The sequence below is a fragment of the Streptococcus sp. UMB0029 genome, from assembly GCF_002871495.1.
Lineage (GTDB): Bacteria > Bacillota > Bacilli > Lactobacillales > Streptococcaceae > Streptococcus.
On the sequence record NZ_PNGD01000016.1, the window covers coordinates 25,686 to 41,829 of the forward strand.

Below are 16,144 nucleotides of genomic sequence, written 5' to 3' on the forward strand. Positions count from 1 at the left end.
TATCAACAATGAATCAATCCTGAAATAGGCAAGAATAAGGAAATTGAAGAAATCCTAATGGTGTCAAAGGACCGAGACTAGTCATTTTAATATCTAAATCATAATCAAATAAAGTTGGAAGCCAAGTTGACAAGAAGTCAAGACTTTCAACTTTTTAACTTGAAAATTCCTAGGAGTACAAAATGGATAAGATTGAACAATTACAAGGTATTATTGATCAAAGTCAGAGCATTGTCTTTTTCGGTGGTGCAGGGGTTTCTACAGAGTCTAATATTCCAGATTTTCGTAGTTCAGATGGTATATATAGTCTGAAACTAGGTCGCCATTTTACTGCCGAGCAACTGGTTTCACGCACTATGTTTGAGCGCTATCCAGAGGATTTTTTTGATTTCTACAAAAAGTATCTGGTCTATCCTGATGCCAAGCCGAATTTAGCACATGATTATCTAGCGTCGTTGGAAAAAACAGGTAAATTAAAGGCGATTGTGACGCAAAATATCGATAGTCTCCATGAAATGGCAGGATCTCAGAAAGTTTTGAAACTGCATGGTAGTGCAGATCGTAATTATTGTTTGGGCTGTCATCGCTTTTATGATTTGACTGCCTTTTTGGAACTTGAAGGTCCAGTTCCTTACTGCTTAGATTGTGGCAAGGTGGTCAAACCTGACGTGACCCTTTATGAGGAAGCGCTAGATATGGATGTATTTAGTCGCGCAGCTCGAGCCATTCAGCAAGCAGATTTGTTGATTATTGGTGGAACTTCCTTAGTTGTTTACCCTGCAGCTAGCCTAATCAATTATTTTTCAGGGTCAAATCTTGTCGTTATCAACAAGTCCAGCACTCCTCAAGACAGCCAAGCTGATTTAGTTATCGAAGGTAAGATTGGAGAAGTTTTTTCTAAATTGAGACAATAAAAAACTGAAAGAAGTAGGACTATACTTCCTTCAGTTTTTTTGTATCACGAACTCAGAAACTATGAACAAGATTCTTTTCATTTCTAGGGGAATTTTATTGTTGATTTATAGTAGATTGAAATAAGATGTGATCAAATCAATTAGGAAAGTTAATACTCTTCGAAAATCAAATTTAAACCACGTCAGCGTCGCCTTACCGTACTCAAGTACAGCCTGCGGCTAGCTTCCTAGTTTGCTCTTTGATTTTCATTGAGTATAAATTAATTTCTAAAAATGTTTTAGCAGTTGTAGTGTACTGTTTTAGTTTCAATTTACTATATAAATTGCTCGAGTTATTTTTAATTGTTGAATAAAAGGAAAAAAGGAAGACTTTATGGATGAAAAACTTCCTTTTTTAGTCAATCAGTACATGCTGATTTTAATGAAATGCTACTATATTGTTTACTTTTTTAAAGATCGCAAAAAACAATCAATCTCTGCTTGAGAATGGAGAATACGCATCTTTTCTGAGTAAGTATTGTTTAAGTATTGGTATCTATCCTTAGCATTTTTTGTTCGACCATCCCAGAGAATCCAACGAATAAATTCCCAGTTGAATTGCTCGGGGCATCCCTTAGCCATACTTTCTCTCACTTTTCCTCTGTATTTTAAATAGCGCTTAAAGGCTCTTAGCAAACAATTCCAAGAAGAGAAGTTTAAAAAGATGATTTGATCAGCTTCCTGCATTCTTTCCTCATAGAAACACCAAGAATAATTCCCATCAATGACCCAAGCGTCATGCTTGGTGAGAAAGCTTTTCATCTCGGTCAACATCCATTCGCGGTCACTGTCTTGCCAACCAGGTTGAAATTGGAGTGTATCCATGTGAAGTTTTGGGATGGAGTAGTAGAGAGATAACTTTTCAGCTAGCGTTGACTTACCAGCACCAGAATATCCGATAATTGCGATTTTCATTTCATACCTTCCCTATTTGAGGACAAAAAAACAGCCTCTATGGACTGTTTCTTATTTAGCAAGTTTAGCTGAAAGACGAGCTTTGTCGCGGCTTGCTTTGTTTTTGTGAATCAAACCTTTAGTTTCTGCTTTATCGATAGCTGAGCTAGCAGCACGGAAAAGTTCTTCAGATGGGTTTGCTTCGAAAGCTTTGATAGCAGTACGCATAGCTGATTTTTGAGCTGAGTTCTTTTCGTTTTGTTTAACGTTCAATTCAGCGCGTTTGATAGCTGATTTAATGTTTGCCAATGTTCTTACCTCCATATTTACTAACTATACCATTATATCTGAAAACTTACGTTTTGACAAGGGAAAATTATTTTTTTAAGTAAATTTCATCGATTTCATGGTTCTTTGTTTTATGAAGAATCACTTCTGCACGATTTCTGGTTGGTTCAATATAATTTTGTAGATTTGTGAGATTGATACTGGTCCAGACCTGATGGGCAAAGGATTCCACCTCCCCAATCGGCATTTGTGTAAAACGATAGTAGTAGCTGTCAGGGTCGTTTTGGGCTAGGCTCAGCATTTTCAAGAAACGGTCAAGATACCAACTTTCGATGTCATCCACTGCAGCATCAACATAGATGGAAAAGTCAAAGAAGTCAGTGATATAGAGACGCTCGTTTTGTGGATTTTGAAAGACATTAATCCCCTCAACAATTACAAAGTCAGCAGCTTTGACGCTTTGCTTTTCCTCAGGAACAATGTCATAGACTTCATGAGAATAGACAGGAATATCCACATCTTGTCCATTTTTGATGCGATCCAAGAAGTTGAGGAGTGCTTCCATATCATAGCTTTCAGGAAATCCCTTGCGATTTAAAATCCCCTGCTCAATCAAGGTCTGGTTGGGATAGAGAAATCCATCAGTTGTTACCAACTCAACCCTAGCATCTGTAAGCGTACGGGATAGTAGGATTTGCAGTAGGCGACTTGTAGTGGATTTTCCAACGGCAACACTCCCAGAAACCCCAATGATAAAAGGTTGAGATTTGCTTTCACGTTGGAGGAAAATTCCTTTTGAAAATGCCAAATCATCCTTAGTGCGTTTGTAAATCTGAATGAGGTGTGCTAGTGGAAGATAGACATCGGTAACATCTTGTAAACTAATCTGGTCATTAAAACTCTTGATGGATTCTAATTCCTCTTCTGTCAAAGGAGGTGTTGTCTTTCGATGTAAAGATTGCCAAGTCTGGCGACTGATTTTTTCAAAATGTAACAATTCGTTGGTCATTTGTTTTCCCCTAGATATTTTGTCTATCATACCATAAAAAGCTAAAAAAATAAAGCGGTTTCTTGATGTTGCTAAGCCAATATTGTATAATAGGGGTAGATAGAGACTGAACAATTTATTGATGAAGTAGGAGAGAGTTTCTGCTGATTTATAAGCTAATAAAGGGGAATTTTTAGTTCACAACTTATAGGAGGTGTGTCATGAAAATCTTAAAAAGTTATATATTGGAACTCTGTTTTATTTTAAGTTTTGCCTTACCTTTTATAAAAGGAGCGAATGCGGATAATGGTAGACGTTTTGTGGAAACCTATTACGGTTTTACTTTTTTGATGGAACATGCCATTGTAACAGCTGTCTTTATCTGTTCGCTCTTGATTGCTTTCTTCCTAAAAAAACGGTGGACGAAATGGCTTGCTGCTGGTAGTTATTTCTTCTTAGTTCTATGGATTGCTACAGAGGGTTATTTCTTCCGCATGTCACTAGAAGATTTGATACGACTTTGGACAAGTTTGGAATTCCTGACAAAAACGTATCAGTTGGGCTTTTATCTAAACATCCTGTTGGGAATTTTGTTGATAATAAAGTATTTGAAGGTTAAGCAATAGTCATAAAAATGAGCCTGATTATAGATGATAAATTTGTTGTTTTATCCTGATTATGATATTTCTAGTTCTAAATGGCTTATTATTTATAAGTGTTGAAAGAGATTGAAGAAAAGGTCTTCTTGACTAGGTTTCTTCAGTCTTTTTCGTTTTATTATCAATTTGTAAACGATTTACAATTTAAGTCAAATTATGGTAAAATAGTTTCATGAGTAAAATGTATTATGCAGAGAATCCTGACGCTGCTCACGACATTCATGAGTTGAGAGTGGACTTGTTGGGAGAAAACATGACCTTTTTGACGGATGCGGGTGTTTTTAGCAAGAAAATGATTGACTTTGGCAGTCAACTCTTGCTCAAGTGTCTTGAGGTCAACCAAGGAGAGACTGTCCTTGATGTAGGCTGTGGTTACGGGCCTTTAGGCTTGTCCTTGGCTAAGGCTTTTGGAGTTCAGGCGACCATGGTCGATATCAATAATCGTGCCTTGGATTTGGCGCGACAAAATGCTGAACGAAATAAAGTAGAAGCGACTATTTTCCAGTCCAATATCTATGAACAAGTAGAAGGCACATTTGACCATGTCATTTCCAACCCCCCTATCCGTGCGGGCAAGCAAGTGGTTCATGAAATCATTGAGAAAAGCAAAGATTTCTTGGAAACTGGTGGGGATTTAACAATCGTTATCCAGAAAAAACAAGGGGCTCCAAGTGCCAAGTCCAAGATGGAAGAGGTGTTTGGCAATTGTGAAGTCGTCAAAAAAGATAAGGGGTACTATATCCTTAGAAGTGTGAAAGAATGAGAGCAGTTGATTTAATCCAAAAGAAACGAGATGGTCAAGAACTGACTTCGAGTGAAATTGAATGGCTGGTAGAAGGCTATGTGTCAGGAACTGTCCCTGATTATCAGATGTCTGCCTTTGCTATGGCTGTTTATTTCAAAGGAATGACGACACGAGAAATCTCAGATTTGACTATGAATATGGTCAAGACTGGTCAAGAGTTTGACTTATCTGCTATTGATGGGATTAAGGTTGACAAGCATTCTACGGGTGGTGTTGGTGATAAGGTAACCTTGATTTTGGTTCCCCTTGTTGCTAGCTTTGGTGTGCCTGTAGCTAAAATGAGTGGTCGTGGTCTCGGCCATACTGGTGGAACAATTGATAAATTGGAGTCCATTAAGGGCTATCAAGTAGAACGTAGTCAAGAAGATTTTATTTGTCAGGTGCAGGACATTGGAGTATCTGTCATTGGGCAATCAGACCAGCTGGTTAAAGCTGATAAGCTTCTTTACGCCCTCCGTGATGTGACCGCAACTGTTGATACGATTCCTTTGATTGCGAGTTCGGTGATGAGCAAGAAAATTGCGGCAGGAGCGGATGCTATTTTGCTAGACGTGACTGTCGGTGAGGGTGCCTTCATGAAGACGGTTGATGAGGCGCGTGAACTGGCTCAAACCATGGTGGATTTAGGGAAAGCAGTAGGCCGTAAAACAGTTGCAGTCATTACGGATATGAGTCAGCCCTTGGGACGAGCTATTGGAAATCGTCTGGAAATCCTTGAAGCACTGGAGATTTTACAAGGTCAAGGTCGTCAGGATATTACCCATTTTATATGCGAATTGGCACAAATCATGCTTGGTTTGGCTAATGTGGACAAGACAGTGGAGGAAGTTCGGCAACATCTTGAAAATGGTAAGGCACTGGCTAAGTTTGAGGAGATGGTCCAAGCCCAAGGTGGAGAATTGGAAGATCTCTATCGGCCTGTCAATGTTGCCCATGTAGTGGATATCCCTGCTCAGGAAACGGGTATTGTCTCAGCTCTTCCAGCTATGGAATTTGGACTTTATGCTATGAGACTGGGGGCAGGCCGTGCAGTCAAGTCTGATGCCTTGGACTATGAAACTGGAATTGTTTTTGAAAAGAAGGTTGGCGACTCCGTTCAAAAGGGAGAAATTGTTGCAAAAGTATACACAAATGGAAAAATTTCTCCTCAGCTAGTTACAGATTTTCAAAAATATGTTAAAATAAATGACAGGGTGCAAAGTTTACGAGAAATTATAGAAATCATCTCATAAACTGCAGGAGAATCCGAATATGAAATTAAATAAATATATCGATCATACGCTTTTAAAACAAGATGCGACAGAAAATCAAATTGATTGTTTGTTGTCTGAGGCTAGGGAGTATGATTTTGCCAGTGTTTGCGTTAATCCGACCTGGGTTGAACATGCTAAAAAAGGGCTTGAAGGTACAGATGTCAAGGTCTGTACTGTAGTTGGTTTTCCCTTGGGAGCAACAACTTCAGCCGTCAAAGCTTTTGAAACAAAGGAAGCTATCCAAAATGGTGCAGATGAGATTGATATGGTGATCAATGTTGGAGCTCTCAAATCGGGTAATTTTGATTTGGTTGAATCTGATATTCGCGCAGTAGTGGAAGCAAGTGGTGACAAGTTGGTTAAAGTCATTATTGAAGCTTGCCTTCTGACTGACCAAGAAAAAGTTGTGGCTTGTCAATTAGCCCAAAAAGCGGGAGCTGATTTCGTTAAAACATCTACTGGCTTTTCAACTGGTGGTGCTACGGTAGCAGATGTTACATTAATGTGCGAAACTGTTGGACCAGATATGGGAGTCAAGGCAGCTGGTGGAGCTCGTTCTTATGCAGATGCTCTTGCCTTTGTCGAAGCAGGTGCGACCCGTATCGGAACGTCAGCTGGTGTAGCTATTTTAAAAGGAGAATTGGCAGATGGCGACTACTGAGTTGATTGAACTAGCAATTGAAACCAGCAAGCAAGCCTATGTACCCTATTCTCATTTTCCAGTCGGAGCTGTTCTAGTGGCGAAGGATGGTAATATTTATACTGGTGTCAATATCGAGAATGCTAGCTACCCTTTGACCAATTGCGGTGAGAGAACAGCCATTTTTAAAGCAGTTTCCGAAGGTCAAAGAGAATTTTCAGAATTGATTGTCTATGGACAGACTGAAAAACCAATTTCACCATGTGGTGCTTGTCGCCAAGTGATGGCTGAATTTTTTGAACAAGATCTAAAAGTGACTTTAGTCGCAAAAGATAAATCGACGGTCGAGATGACGGTCGGGGAATTACTTCCATACTCTTTTACAGACTTAAACTAGTCTGAGTCGCTCTCTGAGTGGCACGGTCCTTGTGACCAACCAATCCATACTTGCAACATCGTTGCACATTTTATTTAGGAGGTTCAGTAATGAACAAGAAACAATGGCTAGGCCTTGGTCTAGTTGCAGTGGCAGCAGTTGGACTTGCTGCATGTGGTAACCGCTCTGCTCGTAACGCAGCTTCATCTTCAGATGTGAAGACAAAAGCAGCAATCGTCACTGATACTGGTGGTGTTGATGACAAATCATTCAACCAATCAGCTTGGGAAGGTTTGCAAGACTGGGGTAAAGAACACAATCTTTCAAAAGATAAAGGTTTTACTTACTTCCAATCAACAAGTGAGGCTGACTATGCTAACAACTTGCAACAAGCGGCTGGAAGTTACAACCTAATCTTCGGTGTTGGTTTTGCCCTTAATAATGCAGTTAAAGATGCAGCAAAAGAGCACACTGATATCAACTATGTCTTGATTGATGATGTGATTAAAGATCAAAAGAACGTTGCTAGCGTAACATTTGCTGATAACGAAGCTGCTTACCTTGCAGGTGTTGCAGCAGCTAAAACAACTAAAACAAAACAAGTTGGTTTTGTAGGTGGTATTGAGTCTGAAGTTATCTCACGTTTTGCAGCTGGATTTAAAGCTGGTGTTGAGTCAGTAGATCCATCTATCAAAGTACAAGTTGACTATGCTGGTTCATTTGGTGATGCTGCTAAAGGTAAAACAATTGCAGCAGCACAATACGCAGCTGGTGCGGACGTTGTTTACCAAGCAGCAGGTGGAACAGGTGCAGGTGTCTTTGCAGAAGCAAAATCACTTAACGAAAGCCGTCCTGAAAATGAAAAAGTTTGGGTTATCGGTGTTGACCGTGACCAAGTAGCAGAAGGTAAATACACTTCTAAAGATGGTAAAGAATCAAACTTTGTTCTTGTATCTACTTTGAAACAAGTTGGTACAACTGTAAAAGATATTTCTAACAAGGCAGAAAAAGGTGAATTCCCTGGCGGTCAAGTAATCGTTTACTCATTGAAAGATAAAGGGGTTGACTTGGCAGTAACAAACCTTTCAGAAGAAGGTAAAAAAGCTGTTGAAGCTGCTAAAGCTAAAATCCTTGATGGAAGCGTAAAAGTTCCTGAAAAATAATGGATGGAAGTCATTTCTTAGGAAGCGGCCCTTGGCCGCTTTTTTAAGAGTTGAGACAAAGTCATTTTGTCTCAGTAAAGCTTGCTACTAGAAAAATTAGTAAGTTTTATTGAAATAAAATAAGACTCTGAAAGGAAGAGCACATGGCACACGAAAATGTCATTGAGATGCGTGATATTACTAAGGTGTTTGGTGAATTTGTTGCCAACGACAACATCAACCTGCACCTACGAAAAGGTGAAATTCATGCACTTTTAGGAGAAAATGGGGCTGGAAAGTCCACGCTCATGAACATGTTAGCAGGACTTCTTGAACCAACTAGTGGTGAAATTGTGGTCAACGATCAAGTTGTCAACCTCGACTCCCCATCTAAAGCAGCTAGCTTAGGAATTGGAATGGTTCACCAGCACTTTATGTTGGTAGAAGCCTTCACAGTGGCTGAAAACATCATTTTAGGTAGTGAATTAACTAAAAATGGTGTGCTAGATATCGCTGGAGCTAGCAAAGAAATCAAGGCTCTTTCTGAACGTTATGGCTTATCTGTAGACCCTTCTGCTAAGGTGGCAGACATCTCAGTTGGAGCCCAACAACGTGTAGAAATTTTAAAAACCCTTTATCGGGGGGCTGATATCCTTATCTTTGACGAACCGACGGCTGTCTTGACTCCATCAGAAATTGATGAGTTGATGGCTATTATGAAAAATCTTGTCAAAGAAGGGAAATCAATTATCTTGATCACCCACAAGTTGGACGAGATTCGTGCAGTTTCTGACCGCGTTACAGTTATCCGTCGCGGGAAATCCATTGAAACCGTCGAAATTGCAGGGGCTACCAATGCAGATTTGGCTGAAATGATGGTAGGACGTTCTGTTTCCTTTAAAACAGAGAAACAAGCCTCTCAACCAAAAGAAGTGGTCTTGTCAATCAAAGATTTGGTGGTCAATGAAAACCGTGGTGTCCCAGCTGTGAAAAATCTGTCCTTGGATGTTCGTGCTGGAGAGATTGTTGGGATTGCGGGAATTGATGGAAATGGTCAGTCTGAACTGATTCAAGCCATCACAGGTCTTCGCAAGGTTGAATCTGGTAGCATTGAGCTAAAAGGAGATTCAATTGTAGGCTTGCACCCACGTCAGATTACAGAGTTGAGTGTTGGGCACGTTCCAGAAGACCGTCACCGTGATGGTTTGATTTTGGAAATGATGATTTCTGAAAATATTGCTCTTCAAACCTACTACAAAGAACCACATAGTAAAAATGGAATTTTGAACTATTCAAATATCACTTCTTATGCTAAAAAGCTAATGGAAGAGTTCGATGTTCGTGCTGCCAGTGAATTTGTTCCTGCAGCGGCACTCTCAGGAGGAAATCAACAAAAAGCAATTATTGCTCGTGAAATTGATCGAGATCCTGATCTCCTTATCGTCAGCCAGCCAACTCGTGGGTTGGATGTCGGTGCCATTGAATATATCCACAAGCGCTTGATTGAAGAGCGTGATAATGGCAAGGCTGTCCTTGTTGTCAGCTTCGAATTGGATGAGATTTTAAACGTCTCAGACCGCATTGCCGTTATCCACGATGGTAAGATTCAAGGTATTGTGTCACCAGAAACAACCAATAAACAAGAACTTGGTGTCTTGATGGCTGGTGGAAACTTGGGAAAGGAGAAGAGTGATGTCTAAAAAATTACAACAAATTTCGGTTCCCTTGATTTCTGTCTTCCTAGGAATTTTACTCGGAGCCATTGTCATGTGGATCTTCGGTTATGATGCTATTTGGGGCTACGAAGAATTGTTCTACACAGCCTTTGGTAGCTTGCGTGGGATTGGAGAAATCTTCCGTGCTATGGGGCCTTTGGTCTTGATTGGTCTTGGTTTTGCTGTTGCCAGTCGTGCAGGTTTCTTTAATGTCGGGCTTCCTGGTCAGGCCTTGGCTGGTTGGATTCTTAATGGTTGGTTTGCCTTGTCGCATCCAGATATGCCACGTCCCTTGATGATTCTAGCAACCATCGTGATTGCCCTGATTGCTGGTGGGATTGTTGGAGCGATTCCGGGTATTCTTAGAGCCTATCTAGGGACGTCAGAGGTTATCGTCACCATCATGATGAACTACATTGTCTTGTATGTAGGAAATGCCTTTATCCATGCCTTCCCTAAAGACTTCATGCAAAGTACAGATTCTACGATTCGTGTTGGGGCTAATGCAACCTACCAGACACCTTGGTTGTCTGAGTTGACTGGTAACTCGCGGATGAATATTGGTATTTTCTTTGCCATCATTGCCGTTGCAGTTATTTGGTTTATGCTCAAGAAAACAACTCTTGGTTTTGAAATTCGTGCAGTTGGTCTTAATCCACATGCTTCAGAATATGCTGGTATTTCTGCCAAACGAACGATTATCCTATCAATGATTATATCAGGTGCCTTGGCAGGTCTTGGTGGAGCTGTTGAAGGGCTTGGAACCTTCCAGAACGTCTATGTTCAGGGGGCGTCATTGGCTGTCGGATTTAACGGGATGGCGGTTAGTCTGCTTGCGGCCAACTCACCAATTGGTATTCTCTTTGCAGCCTTCTTATTTGGTGTTCTCCAAGTTGGAGCCCCTGGTATGAATGCAGCGCAGGTACCGTCTGAGCTTGTCAGCATTGTAACGGCGTCTATTATCTTCTTTGTCAGTGTTCATTACCTTATCGAACGCTTTGTCAAACCGAAAAAACAAGTTAAAGGAGGTAAGTAAAGATGTCTATTACAACCTTGCTCACCCTCTTGGTGTCTTCTATGCTGATTTACTCAGCGCCCCTCATCTTTACAAGTATTGGTGGTGTTTTCTCTGAACGTGGTGGTGTGGTAAACGTCGGCCTTGAAGGAATTATGGTTATGGGTGCCTTTTCTGGAGTTGTCTTTAACCTTGAATTTGCAGAACAATTTGGAGCAGCAACTCCATGGCTATCCTTGCTTGTAGCAGGATTGGTTGGAGGTATCTTCTCCATCATCCACGCAGCAGCGACGGTTCATTTCCGTGCAGACCATGTTGTCAGCGGTACGGTATTGAACTTGATGGCACCAGCCTTGGCTGTTTTCTTAGTGAAAGTTCTTTATAACAAAGGACAAACTGACAACCTAAGTCAGACTTTTGGTCGCTTTGATTTCCCAGTCTTGGCAAATATCCCAGTGATTGGTGATATCTTCTTCAAATCAACAAGTCTGCTAGGTTATATCGCGATTGCCTTCTCATTCCTTGCTTGGTTTATCCTCTTTAAGACTCGTTTTGGTCTTCGTCTTCGCTCTGTCGGTGAACACCCTCAAGCAGCGGATACCTTGGGAATCAATGTCTACAAGATGAGATATTTAGGGGTTATTATTTCAGGTTTCCTAGGTGGAATTGGCGGAGCGATTTATGCCCAATCAATTTCAGTTAACTTCTCAGTGACTACTATTGTTGGACCTGGATTTATCGCCCTTGCTGCGATGATTTTTGGGAAATGGAATCCAATCGGAGCCATGCTTTCTAGTCTCTTCTTTGGACTTTCACAAAGTTTAGCTGTTATCGGTTCTCAATTGCCATTCCTACAAGGAGTTCCTGCGGTTTACCTTCAAATCGCACCTTATGTTTTGACAATTCTTGTCTTGGCAGCCTTCTTTGGAAAAGCAGTCGCACCAAAGGCAGATGGTATCAACTATATCAAATCAAAATAAGCATACAAAAAAACGTCAGTTCTGTTCAAACTGGCGTTTTATTTTTTAGGATGTTGGTGGGTTAGGTTCAATCCCCAAGGAACCAAATTTTCAGTTTTATTTTTGATGCGTGTGATATTGTCCTTATGACGAATGATAATCAAACTAGCAAGTGCTAGGATAATAGCGATAAAGAGAGGGTCATAGTTGCTCAGGATAAAACCAAAAAGTGGAAAGAGTAGAACTCCGATGACGGCTGCGATAGATGCTGTGACACTAGACAGCGAAATCATACTACCAAGATAGAGGGTTCCAAAGAAAACAACCGCTAGATAGAGACAGAAGACAGGCGCAAATCCAAAAATCACACCAGCGCTGGTTGCGACAGCCTTGCCACCCTTAAATCCTGCAAAGATAGGGAAGGTATGTCCAATGACAGCCAAAAGTCCAAAGATAAGAGGCGAAACACCTTGAAGATGAAACATAATCGGAAGAAGCGTTGCTAGGGTTCCTTTGAAAAAGTCAATCACAAAGGTCGCCATACCAGCTTTTTTACCTAAAATGCGGAAGGTATTGGTCGTTCCAGTATTACCAGAACCATGCTCGCGTAGATTAATTTGAAAGAATACTTGTCCAATCCAGAGACCAGACGGAATCGAACCCAGCAGATAGGCTAGGATTAATAAAACTATTGTAATCATACTCCTATTATATCATGAATTGGGAAAGAAAGGCAGAGAATCTCTGCTGAAATTGTCACATCGGAGAAAGAAAAATTTTGCAAAATCCTTGGAAAACCTGTAGAATAGTAAAGATGAACGAATAGGAGGTTCCTTGTGTCAAAAAAGGAAATCAATATTAATAATTATAATGATGATGCCATTCAGGTGTTAGAAGGGTTGGATGCCGTCCGTAAACGTCCAGGGATGTATATCGGATCGACTGATGGGGCAGGTCTCCATCACCTCGTCTGGGAAATTGTCGACAATGCAGTCGATGAAGCCTTGTCTGGATTTGGTGACCGTATTGATGTGACCATCAATAAAGACGGGAGTTTGACTGTGCAAGACCATGGTCGTGGAATGCCGACGGGTATGCACGCTATGGGAATCCCAACAGTTGAGGTTATCTTTACCATTCTTCACGCTGGAGGGAAATTCGGTCAGGGGGGCTACAAGACATCTGGTGGTCTCCACGGAGTTGGTTCTTCCGTTGTTAACGCTCTTTCAAGTTGGCTGGAAGTTGAAATTACCCGTGACGGGGCAATCTATAAGCAACGTTTTGAAAATGGTGGAAAACCTGTCACGACTTTGAAGAAAATCGGTACAGCGCCCAAGTCTAAAACAGGTACCAAAGTTACGTTTATGCCTGATGCAACCATCTTTTCTACGACAGACTTCAAGTACAATACCATTTCAGAGCGTCTCAATGAGTCAGCCTTTCTCTTGAAAAATGTGACCTTGTCTTTGACGGACAAGCGAACAGATGAAGCGATTGAGTTTCATTATGAAAACGGAGTTCAGGACTTTGTTTCTTACCTCAACGAAGACAAGGAAACCTTGACACCAGTTCTGTACTTTGAAGGCGAAGACAATGGTTTCCAAGTAGAAGTCGCTCTCCAGTACAATGATGGATTTTCAGATAACATTCTGTCCTTTGTCAATAACGTTCGCACCAAGGACGGTGGGACGCATGAGACAGGACTTAAGTCTGCCATTACCAAGGTTATGAATGACTATGCGCGTAAGACAAGTCTCCTCAAGGAAAAAGATAAAAATCTTGAAGGTTCCGACTATCGTGAAGGACTAGCAGCCGTTCTCTCTATCTTAGTTCCTGAGGAACATTTGCAGTTTGAAGGTCAGACAAAGGACAAACTTGGAAGTCCACTAGCTCGTCCTGTTGTGGATGGAATAGTGGCTGATAAGTTGACTTTCTTCCTCATGGAAAATGGGGAGTTAGCTTCCAATCTCATTCGTAAGGCTATCAAGGCCCGTGATGCTCGCGAGGCGGCTCGCAAGGCGCGTGATGAGAGCCGGAATGGTAAGAAAAATAAAAAAGACAAGGGCTTATTGTCTGGGAAATTAACACCTGCCCAGTCCAAGAATCCAGCTAAGAATGAACTCTATCTAGTCGAGGGGGACTCTGCCGGTGGTTCTGCCAAGCAAGGTCGTGACCGCAAGTTCCAGGCTATATTGCCCCTTCGTGGTAAGGTTATCAATACAGCTAAAGCCAAGATGGCGGATATCCTCAAAAATGAAGAAATCAATACCATGATTTATACTATAGGTGCGGGTGTGGGGGCTGATTTCTCCCTTGAAGATGCCAACTATGACAAGATCATTATCATGACCGATGCAGATACAGATGGAGCCCACATCCAAACACTTCTCTTAACCTTCTTTTATCGCTATATGCGTCCGCTAGTAGAAGCAGGGCATGTCTATATCGCCCTTCCTCCTCTTTACAAGATGTCCAAAGGAAAAGGCAAGAAAGAAGAAGTGGCCTATGCTTGGACGGATGGTGAGTTAGAAGAACTCCGCAAGCAGTTCGGTAAAGGCGCTACCCTCCAACGCTACAAAGGTCTTGGTGAGATGAATGCGGACCAGCTCTGGGAAACAACTATGAATCCAGAAACCCGTACCCTCATCCGTGTCACAATTGAAGACCTAGCTCGCGCCGAACGTCGCGTCAATGTCCTCATGGGTGACAAGGTTGAACCACGCCGTAAGTGGATTGAAGACAATGTCAAGTTTACGCTGGAAGAAGCGACGGTGTTTTAAGTCAGTTTTTAATGAATGGGTATCAACATGAGAGCTGAAACAGAAATGCTAGATCTGATTTTACAAACTGCCAAAACTATACAAGTAGAAACTGTCGCCATGTCTGGTTCACGGACAAATCCAAAGACCCTAAAAGATGAATTTCAGGACTATGATGTAGTCTATGTTGTAGAGAATCTGGACGAGCTGATTACAGATTTATCTTGGCTAGACCAGTTTGGGAAACGCATTATTGAGCAAGAGGTTGTTCTTGACCATCGTCGTCTCTATCTCATGCTTTTTGAAGACGGCAATCGTATCGATTTGACTCTCTGCCCCAAAGAACACATTCAAGAGTGGGTGGATAGTGAGGCAGGATTCACTGTTTTGGAAGACCCAGAACATTTATTTGACCCCTATTCCCAAAATCTAGAGCGTTTCTGGATGAGTCCAGCTAGTGAGACAGATTTTAAAAATTCCTGTAATGAATTTTGGTGGGTGTCTGCCTACGTGGTCAAAGGAATTTGTCGCAAGCAAGCTGTCTATGCGACCGACCATTTCTACGGTATTTGTCAGCAAGAACTCTTGAAGGTCTTAGCTTGGCAGGTCGCAAGCGATAGGGGAGCAGTCGACATAGGAAAGAATTACAAGAATCTCTTTAACTATTTACCCACTGAGAAAGAAAAGGAATTCTCAGATTTGCTTGATTTTTCAAGTATAGATAAAATCACTCAGTCTTTGTTTGCTACGATGGAACTTTTTCACCAAGAAGCTCAGTCCCTTGCTCAAAAGATGGGATTTGACTATGATAGAGAAGTAGCTGAGAAGATGATTCAGTATGCTGAGGAAAAAGTAAAGAAGTTTGGGAATAACTGGAAAAATGAAAAAGCGAGAGGAGGAGACTCATGATTGAAAAAGTGGAACGTCTCATTACAGAGATTAATCGTATTCATCGAGAATATTCTAAAGATTATTTTGAAACGGGTAAGGTGGAGAAAATCAATCTCAAGCATACCTTTTCTAAAGTTCCAACGAAAGCGATTTTGTCCTACCGTCTGAATTTACATGAGTCAATTAATGACTATTTGATGAAAGCGGATGTCCAAGATATTGCCTATGTTTATCGTGTCAAAACTTCTGAGTCTATTTTAGATAAAATTACACGTTTTTCAGAGCGTCAAGAGGGCTATCCTGTGAATTCCATTCTTAATGATATTTTTGGTGCTCGTATGATTTTAAGCTCCAAAGAGATAGCTCAAGTCATGGAGAAACTAGATGATTGGCAAGAGTTGTACGGACTAAAAAACTGGTATTTACGTGATAAAGATGGCTATGTCGGTATTCATATCTATTTTAAAAATAAGAGTAATTTTTATTACCCATGGGAACTCCAACTTTGGGATAAGAAAGATGTTGATAGCAATATCGCCAGTCATATCAAGTATAAACGAGGATTTGTAAAATAGACATTTCAAGTGGAAGAGATGATACAGGAATTGGATGAAATTCACTCACCCTATATTTTTTTCATAATATTTACACTCCATTCTTTGAAAGGAGTTGAACACGCCTTAAATACTGTGTAAAATTCCTTATTAACTGAAGCAACACATTTTAAACATATTAAACTACAGAAAGGATAGTTTGGTTACTTATCGTAACTGAACACGGGATTGATACTTAGGAAAAAAGAGAAAT

The 16,144-nt window shown here is 40.9% G+C and carries 17 protein-coding genes; 13 read left to right on the top strand and 4 right to left on the bottom strand.

All coding sequences use genetic code 11. The annotated features are described in order from the left end of the window. Window positions 1-182 precede the first annotated feature (182 nt). The gene (locus CJ239_RS10325; protein ID WP_042901152.1) at window positions 183-914 is read left to right on the top strand and encodes an NAD-dependent protein deacylase; all 732 of its coding nucleotides are present in this window, start codon (window positions 183-185) and stop codon (window positions 912-914) included. A 441-nt stretch (window positions 915-1,355) separates the two neighbouring features. On the opposite strand, the gene CJ239_RS10335 is transcribed toward CJ239_RS10325, so the two are convergent. The 3 genes from CJ239_RS10335 to coaA all read right to left on the bottom strand — a co-directional run bounded on the left by CJ239_RS10335 (window position 1,356) and on the right by coaA (window position 3,144). Next, window positions 1,356-1,868 carry a DNA topology modulation protein gene (locus tag CJ239_RS10335; RefSeq protein WP_102211499.1) on the bottom strand — a complete coding sequence of 171 codons (513 nt, stop codon included), beginning with the start codon at window positions 1,866-1,868 and terminating at the stop codon, window positions 1,356-1,358. 51 nt (window positions 1,869-1,919) lie between these two features. Next, complete coding sequence (gene rpsT, locus CJ239_RS10340; protein WP_001274000.1) at window positions 1,920-2,156, bottom strand: 30S ribosomal protein S20; 237 nt, start codon at window positions 2,154-2,156, stop codon at window positions 1,920-1,922. 67 nt (window positions 2,157-2,223) lie between these two features. Further along, window positions 2,224-3,144 (bottom strand): type I pantothenate kinase, encoded by a 921-nt coding sequence (gene coaA / locus CJ239_RS10345; RefSeq protein ID WP_102211500.1) that lies wholly within the window; start codon window positions 3,142-3,144, stop codon window positions 2,224-2,226. A gap of 200 nt (window positions 3,145-3,344) precedes the next feature. Between coaA and CJ239_RS10350 the strand changes: the two genes are divergently transcribed. From CJ239_RS10350 to CJ239_RS10390, 9 genes are all read left to right on the top strand, one after another. Then, window positions 3,345-3,749, top strand: coding sequence for a hypothetical protein (locus tag CJ239_RS10350; RefSeq protein WP_102211501.1), 405 nt, complete (start codon window positions 3,345-3,347; stop codon window positions 3,747-3,749). Window positions 3,750-3,954: 205 nt separating this feature from the next. Next, window positions 3,955-4,545 (top strand): class I SAM-dependent methyltransferase, encoded by a 591-nt coding sequence (locus CJ239_RS10355; protein WP_102211502.1) that lies wholly within the window; start codon window positions 3,955-3,957, stop codon window positions 4,543-4,545. Beyond that, a complete protein-coding gene (locus tag CJ239_RS10360) occupies window positions 4,542-5,819 on the top strand; it encodes a pyrimidine-nucleoside phosphorylase (protein ID WP_102211503.1) in 1,278 nt (425 codons plus the stop codon). Before CJ239_RS10355 ends, CJ239_RS10360 begins: the two co-directional genes overlap by 4 nt. A gap of 19 nt (window positions 5,820-5,838) precedes the next feature. Further along, the gene (deoC, locus tag CJ239_RS10365; RefSeq protein ID WP_102211504.1) at window positions 5,839-6,501 is read left to right on the top strand and encodes a deoxyribose-phosphate aldolase; all 663 of its coding nucleotides are present in this window, start codon (window positions 5,839-5,841) and stop codon (window positions 6,499-6,501) included. Next, the gene (locus CJ239_RS10370) at window positions 6,488-6,877 is read left to right on the top strand and encodes a cytidine deaminase (protein WP_102211505.1); all 390 of its coding nucleotides are present in this window, start codon (window positions 6,488-6,490) and stop codon (window positions 6,875-6,877) included. The genes deoC and CJ239_RS10370 overlap by 14 nt, the downstream gene beginning before the upstream one ends. Window positions 6,878-6,966: 89 nt before the next feature. Continuing rightward, the gene (locus tag CJ239_RS10375; RefSeq protein WP_102211506.1) at window positions 6,967-8,019 is read left to right on the top strand and encodes a BMP family protein; all 1,053 of its coding nucleotides are present in this window, start codon (window positions 6,967-6,969) and stop codon (window positions 8,017-8,019) included. Between the two features lie 143 nt (window positions 8,020-8,162). Then, window positions 8,163-9,698 carry an ABC transporter ATP-binding protein gene (locus CJ239_RS10380; RefSeq protein WP_102211507.1) on the top strand — a complete coding sequence of 512 codons (1,536 nt, stop codon included), beginning with the start codon at window positions 8,163-8,165 and terminating at the stop codon, window positions 9,696-9,698. Then, entirely contained in the window at window positions 9,691-10,749 is a 1,059-nt protein-coding gene (locus tag CJ239_RS10385; RefSeq protein WP_102211508.1) for an ABC transporter permease, read from the top strand. The genes CJ239_RS10380 and CJ239_RS10385 overlap by 8 nt, the downstream gene beginning before the upstream one ends. Before the next feature lie 2 nt (window positions 10,750-10,751). Then, the gene (locus CJ239_RS10390; protein ID WP_000029119.1) at window positions 10,752-11,708 is read left to right on the top strand and encodes an ABC transporter permease; all 957 of its coding nucleotides are present in this window, start codon (window positions 10,752-10,754) and stop codon (window positions 11,706-11,708) included. A gap of 38 nt (window positions 11,709-11,746) precedes the next feature. Here the strand turns inward: CJ239_RS10390 and plsY are convergent, their stop codons facing one another. Then, a complete protein-coding gene (gene plsY / locus CJ239_RS10395) occupies window positions 11,747-12,388 on the bottom strand; it encodes a glycerol-3-phosphate 1-O-acyltransferase PlsY (protein WP_102211509.1) in 642 nt (213 codons plus the stop codon). Between the two features lie 135 nt (window positions 12,389-12,523). On the opposite strand from plsY, the gene parE reads away from it, so the two are divergent. From parE to CJ239_RS10410, 3 genes are read left to right on the top strand one after another with little or no spacing between them, the layout of a single operon-like run. Beyond that, window positions 12,524-14,467, top strand: a complete 1,944-nt coding sequence (parE, locus tag CJ239_RS10400; protein ID WP_102211510.1) for a DNA topoisomerase IV subunit B — start codon at window positions 12,524-12,526, stop codon at window positions 14,465-14,467. A 27-nt stretch (window positions 14,468-14,494) separates the two neighbouring features. Further along, window positions 14,495-15,355: an aminoglycoside 6-adenylyltransferase gene (locus tag CJ239_RS10405; protein ID WP_102211526.1), complete on the top strand. Its 861-nt coding sequence runs from the start codon at window positions 14,495-14,497 to the stop codon at window positions 15,353-15,355. Next, window positions 15,352-15,912, top strand: a complete 561-nt coding sequence (locus CJ239_RS10410) for a GTP pyrophosphokinase (protein ID WP_102211511.1) — start codon at window positions 15,352-15,354, stop codon at window positions 15,910-15,912. Before CJ239_RS10405 ends, CJ239_RS10410 begins: the two co-directional genes overlap by 4 nt. The last annotated feature ends 232 nt before the right edge of the window (window positions 15,913-16,144 follow it).